The organism is Faecalicatena orotica, assembly GCF_905197545.1.
GTDB classification, from domain to species: domain Bacteria; phylum Bacillota; class Clostridia; order Lachnospirales; family Lachnospiraceae; genus Faecalicatena_A; species Faecalicatena_A orotica.
In genome coordinates this window covers 211,494-221,431 of sequence record NZ_CAJJZH010000009.1, presented here as the reverse complement: position 1 = coordinate 221,431, position 9,938 = coordinate 211,494, and the positions used below count along the sequence as shown (strand labels likewise).

Below are 9,938 nucleotides of genomic sequence, written 5' to 3'. Positions count from 1 at the left end.
CGGTGTGTCCCTATTTATTGTGCGGGGGGCGCCCCCCCCTGCGGGGGGGGGGGGGGGGGGGGGGGGGGCGGGGGGTTTTTGGGGGGAATTAACTCCCCGCAACCGCGGGGCAGCTTATGGCCCGGTCGCATTCGCTTTGAAATCTGATGATTTCAAAGCTCAGGCGGCCTTAAAAAATGATTCGGAATCATTTTTTATCCATAAGCTCCCCCTCTTTTCCTGCAAGTGCTTCCAACCGCACACTAGACGCCCCCGAAACCACCCCCGCCTCCTGAATGGCTGCGCGCATCAAATTGGAAAATTTCTTTCGCCGGCTTAAAGCCGAGCGAAAGAATGGCTAAGTCAGAAAGTTATACAGTAAAAGCAGAGAAAATGTGGACTGTTAGTACGTACATCACTTTCTCTGCTTTTTATTTAGGAATACTTATTCCAATTTACTGCTTTATGAACGACCTTGTCATACGCTTGGCACGTTTCTGTATGTCCAATCTTCTTACAAGGTTTTTCTAATTTAAACCGGATAGGCTCCGTCCTCTGTGTCTGCTACTTTTGCGTCTACTTTGGTCTGCTGTGCCTGTCTGTATTTGAAGTAGTCTACTGCTACCTGTGGGAACAGTGCGTATGTCAGGACGTCTTCATCCTGCTGTATCCACTGCTCGCATTCTTTGCGCAGTGTGTCCAGCTCGTTTGGAATCAGGTCGGCAGGGCGGCAGGTGATAACTTCTGCGTCCCCGATAACCTTCTTCTGTACTTCTGGATTGAACGGTTTTGCTGTTGCACCGTATTTTCCTGATAATACGTCTTTTGTTTCTTTTGTTGCCATCTTGTAGCGTTCGCCCATCAGGACGTTGAATACAGCCTGTGTTCCGACAATCTGTGAAGATGGTGTAACAAGCGGGCATTCTCCGAGGTCTTTACGTACGCGAGGTACTTCTTCAAGCACTTCGTAGAACTTGTCTTCTGCCCCCTGCTCTTTGAGCTGGTTTGTCAGGTTGGAAAGCATTCCTCCCGGTACCTGATAGAGAAGTGTCTTGATATTTACACCCATGTTCTTTGGATTTAACAGCCCGCTCTCTAATGCTTCATCCCTGATCGGCCTGAAGTAATCAGCGATTTCTGCGAGCAGGTTCTGATCGAGTCCTGTATCGTATGGTGTTCCCTTGAAAGTCTCAACCATAACTTCTGTTGCCGGCTGTGATGTTCCCATTGCGAATGGTGACATTGCAGTATCAATGATATCTGCTCCTGCCTCGACTGATTTCAGATAAGTCATTCCGCCCACACCTGATGTGTAATGTGTATGCATTTCAATCGGAATGCTTACAGCTTCTTTGAGTGCTGTAACAAGTTCTGTCGCCTCATATGGAACAAGAAGTCCTGCCATATCCTTCACACAGATGGAATTAGCACCCATGTCTTCGATTCTCTTTGCAAGGTCCATCCAGTAATCACGTGTATAAGCATCACCGAGTGTATAGGACATTGCTACCTGTGCATGAGCTTTTTCCTTATTTGCCGCCGTAACCGCCGTCTGCAGGTTACGGATATCATTCATACAGTCAAAGATACGGATGATGTCGATTCCGTTCGCAGCGGATTTCTGTACAAAGTACTCAACCACGTCATCTGCATATGGACGGTATCCCAGAATGTTCTGGCCGCGGAATAACATCTGCAGCTTTGTATTCTTAAATCCGTCACGGAATTTACGGAGTCTGTCCCACGGGTCTTCGTGCAGGAAACGTAAGGAAGCATCAAATGTAGCACCTCCCCAGCACTCTACTGCATGGTATCCGACTTTGTCCATCTTATCTACGATCGGCAGCATCTGCTCTGTTGTCATTCTTGTGGCAATCAGGGACTGATGAGCATCTCGCAGGACTGTTTCTGTTATTTTAACTGGTTTCTTAACGATCTCTGCCATTTATTTGTCCTCCATTATTATTTAACACCAAAGATAGCCATAAATGTTCCGGCTGCGACTGCAGTACCGATAACACCTGCTACGTTCGGTCCCATTGCGTGCATCAGCAGGAAGTTTGTAGGATCCGCCTCTGCTCCGACTTTCTGTGAAACCCTGGCTGCCATTGGTACCGCAGATACACCTGCAGAACCGATAAGCGGGTTAACCTTTCCGCCTGTTGCCTTGCACATAATCTTACCGAAAAGTACTCCGGCTGCCGTACCAAATGCAAATGCAATCAGACCGAGTGCTACGATTTTCAGTGTATCCAGGTTCAGGAATGCTTCTGCACTCGTTGTCGCACCAACTGAAGTTCCGAGCAGGATAACAACGATATACATCAACGCATTGGCTGCAGTCTCCTGAAGCTGTCTTACAACACCGGACTCCTTGAACAGGTTACCAAGCATTAACATACCAACCAATGGTGCCGTTGTTGGAAGAATTGTACAAACAACGATTGTTACGATAATCGGGAACAGAATTCTTTCCAGTTTAGAAACCGGACGCAATTGTTCCATCTTGATCTTACGCTCTTTTTCAGTCGTCAAAAGTTTCATAATAGGCGGCTGGATAATTGGCACCAGTGACATATAGGAATACGCCGCCACCGCGATTGGTCCTAAAATAGCCGTCTGCTGCAGTTTACCTGCAAGGAAAATAGATGTAGGTCCGTCTGCCCCGCCGATAATAGAAATTGCTGCCGCGGCTTTGTCTGAGAATCCCATTGCCATAGCGCCAAGATAAGCAGCAAAAATACCGAACTGTGCTGCCGCACCAAGGAGAAAACTCTTCGGGTTGGCGATCAGCGGTCCGAAGTCAGTCATAGCACCAACTCCAAGGAAAATCAGAGATGGAAGGATTGACCATTCATCAAGCTTATAAAAATAATAGAGAAGTCCGCCTGTTCCGTTCGCAGCATCTTCTGCATGCAGCATAATATCAGGGTAGATATTAACCAGCAGCATACCAAAGGCAATTGGAACAAGCAGCAGCGGCTCGAAGCCGTGTCTGATTGCTAAATATAGGAATACACATGCAACAGCGATCATAACCAGATTTCCAACGGTCAGGTTCATGAATGCAGTCTGCTGCACGAGGTTTCCTAATGTATTTGAAATATATTCCATTTGTCAAACCTCCTGGTAAACTAGTTTAATGTAGCTAAGACTGCTCCTGATTCAACGGCATCGCCTACTGCTACATCAATACTAGCAACTGTACCTGCCTCTGGGGCTACTACAGGGATCTCCATCTTCATAGCTTCGATGATAACAATCGGATCTCCTGACTGAACACTCTGTCCTACGTTTGCTTCTATCTTAAATACTTTTCCGGCTGCTCCTGCCTTCACTTCAATTCCGCCTGCTGCTGCAGCCTTCGGTGCGGCTGCCGGTGCCGGTGCTGCCTTAGGAGCCACTACTGGTGCGGCTGCTGCAGCCGGTGCTGCGCCTGCTCCTTTTTCCTCTACTGTTACATCATATACATTGCCATTTACTGTAATTGTATAATTTTTCATCTCTTATCTCCTCCTGATTAACTCCATCTGTTTGACTTTCTTCTCTTAATAGAGCGGACAATAAATCCATCTGTAGAAGTGCCCTCAGCCGCTGCAATTGCTGCCGCGATAACTGCCGCAAGCTCTCCGTCATTATCTGCAGCCTGTGTAACCGCCGGTGCTGCTGGTGCCGCTTTTGGAGCCGCAGGTGCTGCCGGTGCCGGTGCTGCATTATTCGTTTTAGCCTTTTTACTGAATTTCTTTTCAATTGCAGGTATGAACTTAAATAAAGAAATAATAAATGAAATGAAAATCAATACAACGAATACAGTTCCCATTCCAAGGATTGTGTTAAGTCCTGCTTTTTTCAGTATCTCACTTGTTGCGTAATCCGCATTTACTGTCATGCTCTCCATATTCATTTTGTCATCGAATGTAAAGGAAAGTTCGCCGTCCCTGTCTTCAAACTGGGCCTTGGCAGTCAGTACTGCGCCGCTGTTAGTTGTTGTAAATTCATATTCGCCGACCTCTACAAGAGCCCCGCATTCTTTCTGTCCGGCCTTCCATGCCTCGATCATAGTCACGAAGTCATCGCCTTCAATCGGAAGTCCTGACTGCATCAATGTCAGATTCAGTTCCAGATCTGACATGTCCTCAAATCTGTTCAGGTCGTCATCCGTCATGTTATTGAAGCTCTGGACAATCGTGTCAGCGTAGTTCTGCATCGTAGCCTGATCATAATCTGCCGTGTCTTTTGCTTTGCTTCCGCATCCTGTGAAACTGAAGATGAGGAGAAAGACAAGACCTAATATACTGATTTTTTTCTTCACTTTGCCTCACCTCACTAAACCGTTCCGTGTTTTTTGTCCGGACGATCCTCTCTCTTTGTGAACAGCATTTCGAATGCCCCTATTACATATTTTCTTGTATCAGCCGGTTCGATGATTGCATCCACGTATCCTCTTCTTGCCGCGGAAACCGGACTGGACTGAAGTTCTTTGTATTCTGCCGCTTTCTCTTTCAGAGTATCGGCGTCTGCGTCTGCATACATAATCTTTGCTGCCAGTGAAGCATCCATCATACCGATTTCAGCTGACGGCCATGCATAAACCATGTCTGCCCCGATTGATTTACTGTTCATTGCTACATATGCGCTGCCGTAAGCCTTTCCAACAATCACGTTCACCTTCGGTACTGTCGCATTTGCAAACGTATAAGTAAGTCTTGCAACGGCTCTTGCCATGTTCTTTTCGGATTCGATTGTAGCAGTAAAGCCTGTCACATTTGTCAGTGTGAGAACCGGAATGGAAAAAGCATCACAGAAGTTCACAAAATCAATTGCTTTCTTGCATCCGTCAACAGAAAGTGCTTTATCAAACTCTTCTGCGATATTTCCTTCTGCATCATATACCTTGGAGCGGTTAGCTACAGCGCCGACCGTCATGCCGTTCAGGCGGATAAATCCTGTTACCATGTCTTTTGCATATTCTTTCTTTGTCTCGAAGAATATATTGCTGTCAGAAATAGCTGCAAGAGCAATCCCTGTATCTTCTGCTGCATTCTCAATATCAGCGCAGACACGGTTGAGGTCATCCAGACATTCCGAATAGGAAAGGTCGTCTTCATTATTGGCAGGAATCATGCTGACCAGCACGCGGATCTGTCCGAGGATATCAGTTTCATCACCAATCCCGTCAACCAGACCTGCTGTCTTGCTCTGATACTCTGCTGAAGAAGTATCACATTTGGAATCAATGTTGCCTTCCAGAGCATTTGGAGAATTTACAAATAACTTGCCGTCTTTACTCTCCATGAATGTGAAATCTGTAAGTCCCGGCACTACTGCAAGACCGCCGCCGCACATTCCAAATATCCCTGTAATCTGCGGAATCACGCCTGAAGCCATAGACTGCTTAAAATATAAGCTTCCAAAAGCTTCCAGAGCATCTGTTGCCTCCTGAAGTCTCAGGCCTGCGCAGTCGACCAGTCCGATAACCGGTGCCCCCATTTTCATTGCCATGTCATAAATGTTTGCAATTTTCTTTGCATGCATCTCACCGACGGATCCCTTTAAAACTGTAGCATCCTGGCTGTACACGTAAACAAGATTGCCGTCAATTACCCCGTAACCTGTGATGACACCATCAGCCGGAGTATCTTTTGTCTGCAAGTTAAAATCTGTACTTCTCGCTGTAACAGCGCCGCCGATTTCAACAAAGCTCCCCTCATCAAGCAGCATGGCAATTCGCCTGCTTGCTGAGTTTTCTGTAGCATTGTAGCTCATAATCTAGCCCTCCATATTATAAAATTTGTTTAAATTAAACCAAAATTTCTGCCTATTCTAGTATATACCACTTAATATAAAATTTCAATTAATAAATACACATTCTGATATTTTTTTCACAGAATATGCCACCACTTCCTGATGAGCAGAAAAAGAAGCACAGAACCCTGTGCTTCTCCACTAATAGACAGCAAATATTATTCGCTGGCGGCTCATTAATAATTATGCACCTGACGCTCAAAATACGCTTTTGTATACATGCATACAGGACACGTTTCCGGAGCCTCCGGCCCCTCATGTATATATCCACAATTCCTGCACTTCCAGCCTAGCGGTGCTTCCCCTTTAAAGGTCTTTCCGGCCCTGTAATTTTCCAACAGACGAAGGTAACGTTTTTCATGCTGTGCTTCAACCTTGGCTACAAGTTCAAACTTTGCCGCAATTGCATCATACCCTTCTTCGCGCGCTTCTTCCGCCATGCGTCTGTACATCTGAGTCCATTCTTCGTTTTCCCCCGCCGCTGCGTCAATCAGATTCTGTTCTACCCCATTAATACCGTGGAATAAACTGAACCACATTTTAGCATGTTCTCTTTCCTGTTCGGCTGTTTCCATGAAAATGGCCGCCATTTGCTCCAGACCATTTTCTTTTGCTACACCAGACCAGTATGTGTATTTGCTTCTCGCCATAGATTCGCCTGCAAAAGCTTCCATCAGGTTCTTTTCTGTTTTCGTTCCCTTTGCAGGAGCTTCCTCAGGTCTCTTCACGGCCGTATCTGCCTGTACTGTCTCTTCAGATACGTCAGCCGTTACATCTTCTATCACCTCCGCAAACCGATCCGCCGGAACCTTGCAGATCGGGCACTGCTCTGGCGGGTTCTCCCCCTCATGAATATAACCACATACTGTACATTTCCACTTTTTCATTGTTTCGTTCTCCTTTTCTTCTATATTAATGTTCCTGTTAGTTTTAGAATTTTCTCCTGCTTCGTTAATATGTAATTTCCCTTCGGGTCCAAGATCCTTTGAGCGATCCCTGTATGATGTATGCAGCATCTGTTCCGCTAGTCCGGAAAGCGGTGCCTCGTAGAATTCGTCATACAGCTTTTTGATCTCCTGATTCTCATGACTATACCTGAGCTGCATCCCGGAATCTTTTGTATACAAGGATGCAATCCTTGCTTTCCGTATTTCATCGGTCATCGGAATCTCTGTTTTCGGCTGGCCGCCCCCACCGATACATCCACCTCGGCAGGCCATCACCTCTACGAAATCATAGTGGGGCTGATCTTCCTTCCACTTGTCAAGAAATTTTCTGGCGTTCTCAGTACCATGAATGACAGCCAGCTTAAGAGATATATCCCCAATCTTTACATCAGCTTCACGAATCCCGTCCATCCCGCGTACCGGATTCAGTTTCAGGTAGTCATCAGGGGGATTCTCGCCGGCTATCAGGAAATGGGCTGTTCGTGCAGCCGCTTCCATAACACCTCCTGTATTTCCGAAAATCACACCAGCCCCAGAAGCCTCTCCCATCAGTTCATCATAGCCGCTCACTCCCACGTCTTTCAGTTCGATTCCCTCTTCACGCATCCAACGGGCAAGTTCTCTTGTCGTTATCACATGATCCATATCCCGTAAATTCGCAATGTCCAGCAAATAGGCAGAATCATTCATTTCATCTCTTCGTATTTCAAATTTCTTAGCCGTACACGGTGTAACTGCGACATTCACGATTTTTTCCGGGTCAATTGCCCTGCTTTTTGCAAAGTAGGTTTTGACCGTCGGCCCCTGCATGCCAATCGGACTCTTTGCACTGGAAATATGCGGCAGGATCTCAGGATAGAATGTCTCCACAAACTTAACCCAGCCCGGACAGCAGCTCGTAAACTGTGGAAGCGGCTTGTCGTTTTCTGTTACTCTGCGTACCAGTTCGGATGCCTCTTCCATTATGGTGAGGTCCGCTGCAAAGTTCGTGTCAAGCACATAGTCTGCCCCAAGCCTTCTTAATGCTGCCACCATCTCTCCTTCAACGAAGCTTCCATAAGGCATTCCGAATTCTTCCCCCAGACCCACTCTTACTGATGGTGAAGTACTGAAAATCACCACTTTTTCCGGATCCCGTATTGCTTCTTTTACTTTCTGATACTCATACACCTCTGTGATTGAACCAACCGGACAGACATTAGCACACTGTCCACAGTGGATGCAAATTGCCTTATCAGAAGTGCTCTTCAGCGAATACAGCTTTCCGACCCCGATTTCTTCTTCACAGACCCTCCTGCACTGCCCGCATTTGATGCACAAATCCTCGTTCCTTTTTATAGAAGGATTGTCTTTTTCAATAGGGATTCTGATTTCCGTAAACTGATGCATTTTTCTTCCTCTCTTTCGTATAAAATCAATAATAATTACTGTTATTATATTCGCATAATTTCCTATATTTGTCAATATCTGGGCATGAAATAATTAGTTTATTCCTTTTTTCTTTAATTTTCGCGCAATAATAAGGATTACTTATAAACTCCCTGTAAAAATTTATTAATAAAATATAAAGTTTTGTTTGTCCTTTTGTATAAACTATGGTACAATCTCCTCATGGAGAAAATTTTAACGAAGGAGGAGGTTTTTCTAACGCAAGGAGAATATAGTCTAGAACATAGTCTATCTTCTCAAACCCGCACAGTATGTGCAAAAACAATAAAAAACTAATTGGAGGGTTTTTATTATGGAAACAGCAAAAAAGAAGAGACCTTTTGGCTTTTATGTTTGTGCTTTAGGTTTCACATTTGAACGTTGCGCATTCTATGTAGTTAAATACATGCTCGCTATCTGGATCGCAACAACTGTAGGCGGCGGCGGACTCGGATTATCAGATGTTTATGCATCTTCAATCTCTGCAGGTTTCGTAGCAGCTACATATATCACACCTATGGTTGGAGGATACATCGCTGACTACTGGTTAAGCCCAAGACTCTGCGTTATCATAGGTATGATCTTAATGGGACTTGGTTACTTATGTACATGGCAGGCTCACTCAATGACTCTTGTGTGGGTTATGATTATTCTTGTTTCAGTAGGAACTGGTTTATTCAAAGGTAACCTTTCAGGTGTTAACGGTCTGTTGTTTGAAGACAAAGATGAGTTGAACAGTGCATTCTCCATTCAGTATTCTTTCGTAAATATTGGTTCATTCATCGGAACAACATTTGTTATCCTTCTTATCCAGCCTATGGGATTCAACTTTGTATTTTTACTTTGTGCAATCTTCCTTTTCGTAGATGCAATCTGGTTCGCAATGAACTCAAGGGCACTCGGCGATGCTGGTAAGAAACCATTCAAGCATGACCAGAGACAGTTCGTAGACAAAGAGAAGAAAAAAGAAGCAGAAAGCAAACCACTTACAAGCGGAGACAAGAAACGTATCTTTGCTATTGTTTTAGTAACACTGTTCTCAGCAGTATTCTGGTTCGTATGGTACCTCGCTTATATGCCGGCTTACTTCTATTTTGGATGGGGCGATGGAGAGAACTTCCTGAACCACGCAAACTGGGTAATCGGAAGCTTTACAGTTCCTACTGCATGGTTTGACTCTATGAACGCACTGACATGTATCATCTTAGGACCTGTACTCGCTGTAGTTTGGGCTAAGATGGCAAAACGCCCGAAGGGTGATATGAGTATGTTCAAGAAGACCGCTCTTGGAATGATGTTGGTAGGTCTTGCATACATCGTTATGGTTGCAGCTGATTTAATCAGAGGTGACGGCCAGGCTTCCCTGCTTTGGATCGTACTTGTATCTCTGTTAATGTCAGTCGGTGAAATGATCTTCTCACCGCTTGGTAACTCATTTATAACAATGCTCGCACCAGCGAAAGTGCTTGGTCTTCTGTTAGGTTTCTGGCCAATCGCTGTATTTATTGCAAACCTGACATATCCATACTTATATGGATGGCTGAAGACTACTACATTCTGGGTTGGCTACGGCGGACTTGGTGTTGTTGTAATTGTATTAGGCCTTGCTCTCTGGATTGCAAGCAAGAGTCTGGATCATCTTGCTTCAGAAAAATAATCATAAAAGCAGACAATTGCTTAATGAGAAAAGGGGTATTGGTTTCTTTAAGAAATCCAATGCCCTTTTTTGCAGACTAATCTCCTCCTTCTGCACAAAAGAAATCCCTGTCGGAACACTTA

General features: G+C 45.1%; 7 protein-coding genes. 1 reads left to right on the top strand and 6 read right to left on the bottom strand.

Annotation, left to right across the window (positions count from 1 at the left end):
• Nucleotides 1-511 precede the first annotated feature (511 nt).
• The 6 genes from ABIN22_RS18640 to rbr form a co-directional block, all read right to left on the bottom strand.
• The gene (locus ABIN22_RS18640) at nucleotides 512-1,924 is read right to left on the bottom strand and encodes an oxaloacetate decarboxylase subunit alpha (RefSeq protein ID WP_109730263.1); all 1,413 of its coding nucleotides are present in this window, start codon (nucleotides 1,922-1,924) and stop codon (nucleotides 512-514) included.
• Nucleotides 1,925-1,941: 17 nt separating this feature from the next.
• Nucleotides 1,942-3,093 carry a sodium ion-translocating decarboxylase subunit beta gene (locus ABIN22_RS18635; RefSeq protein WP_118618684.1) on the bottom strand — a complete coding sequence of 384 codons (1,152 nt, stop codon included), beginning with the start codon at nucleotides 3,091-3,093 and terminating at the stop codon, nucleotides 1,942-1,944.
• 20 nt (nucleotides 3,094-3,113) lie between these two features.
• Nucleotides 3,114-3,482 carry a biotin/lipoyl-containing protein gene (locus tag ABIN22_RS18630; RefSeq protein ID WP_118618682.1) on the bottom strand — a complete coding sequence of 123 codons (369 nt, stop codon included), beginning with the start codon at nucleotides 3,480-3,482 and terminating at the stop codon, nucleotides 3,114-3,116.
• Nucleotides 3,483-3,499: 17 nt separating this feature from the next.
• Complete coding sequence (locus tag ABIN22_RS18625) at nucleotides 3,500-4,291, bottom strand: OadG family transporter subunit (protein WP_118618680.1); 792 nt, start codon at nucleotides 4,289-4,291, stop codon at nucleotides 3,500-3,502.
• Nucleotides 4,292-4,305: 14 nt separating this feature from the next.
• The gene (locus ABIN22_RS18620; RefSeq protein ID WP_346910432.1) at nucleotides 4,306-5,745 is read right to left on the bottom strand and encodes an acyl-CoA carboxylase subunit beta; all 1,440 of its coding nucleotides are present in this window, start codon (nucleotides 5,743-5,745) and stop codon (nucleotides 4,306-4,308) included.
• A gap of 215 nt (nucleotides 5,746-5,960) precedes the next feature.
• A complete protein-coding gene (rbr, locus tag ABIN22_RS18615) occupies nucleotides 5,961-8,120 on the bottom strand; it encodes a rubrerythrin (RefSeq protein ID WP_346910430.1) in 2,160 nt (719 codons plus the stop codon).
• Nucleotides 8,121-8,472: 352 nt separating this feature from the next.
• On the opposite strand from rbr, the gene ABIN22_RS18610 reads away from it, so the two are divergent.
• On the top strand, nucleotides 8,473-9,816 hold the full coding sequence (locus ABIN22_RS18610; RefSeq protein ID WP_346910428.1) for a peptide MFS transporter: 1,344 nt from the start codon (nucleotides 8,473-8,475) through the stop codon (nucleotides 9,814-9,816).
• Nucleotides 9,817-9,938 lie beyond the last annotated feature (122 nt).

Bases quoted from the DNA above. Each gene is read 5' to 3' on its own strand.
- rbr (WP_346910430.1), bottom strand. From the start codon at position 8,120: ATGCATCAGTTTACGGAAATCAGAATCCCTATTGAAAAAGACAATCCT.
- ABIN22_RS18620 (WP_346910432.1), bottom strand. From the start codon at position 5,745: ATGAGCTACAATGCTACAGAAAACTCAGCAAGCAGGCGAATTGCCATG.
- ABIN22_RS18610 (WP_346910428.1), top strand. From the start codon at position 8,473: ATGGAAACAGCAAAAAAGAAGAGACCTTTTGGCTTTTATGTTTGTGCT.
- ABIN22_RS18630 (WP_118618682.1), bottom strand. From the start codon at position 3,482: ATGAAAAATTATACAATTACAGTAAATGGCAATGTATATGATGTAACA.
- ABIN22_RS18640 (WP_109730263.1), bottom strand. From the start codon at position 1,924: ATGGCAGAGATCGTTAAGAAACCAGTTAAAATAACAGAAACAGTCCTG.
- ABIN22_RS18635 (WP_118618684.1), bottom strand. From the start codon at position 3,093: ATGGAATATATTTCAAATACATTAGGAAACCTCGTGCAGCAGACTGCA.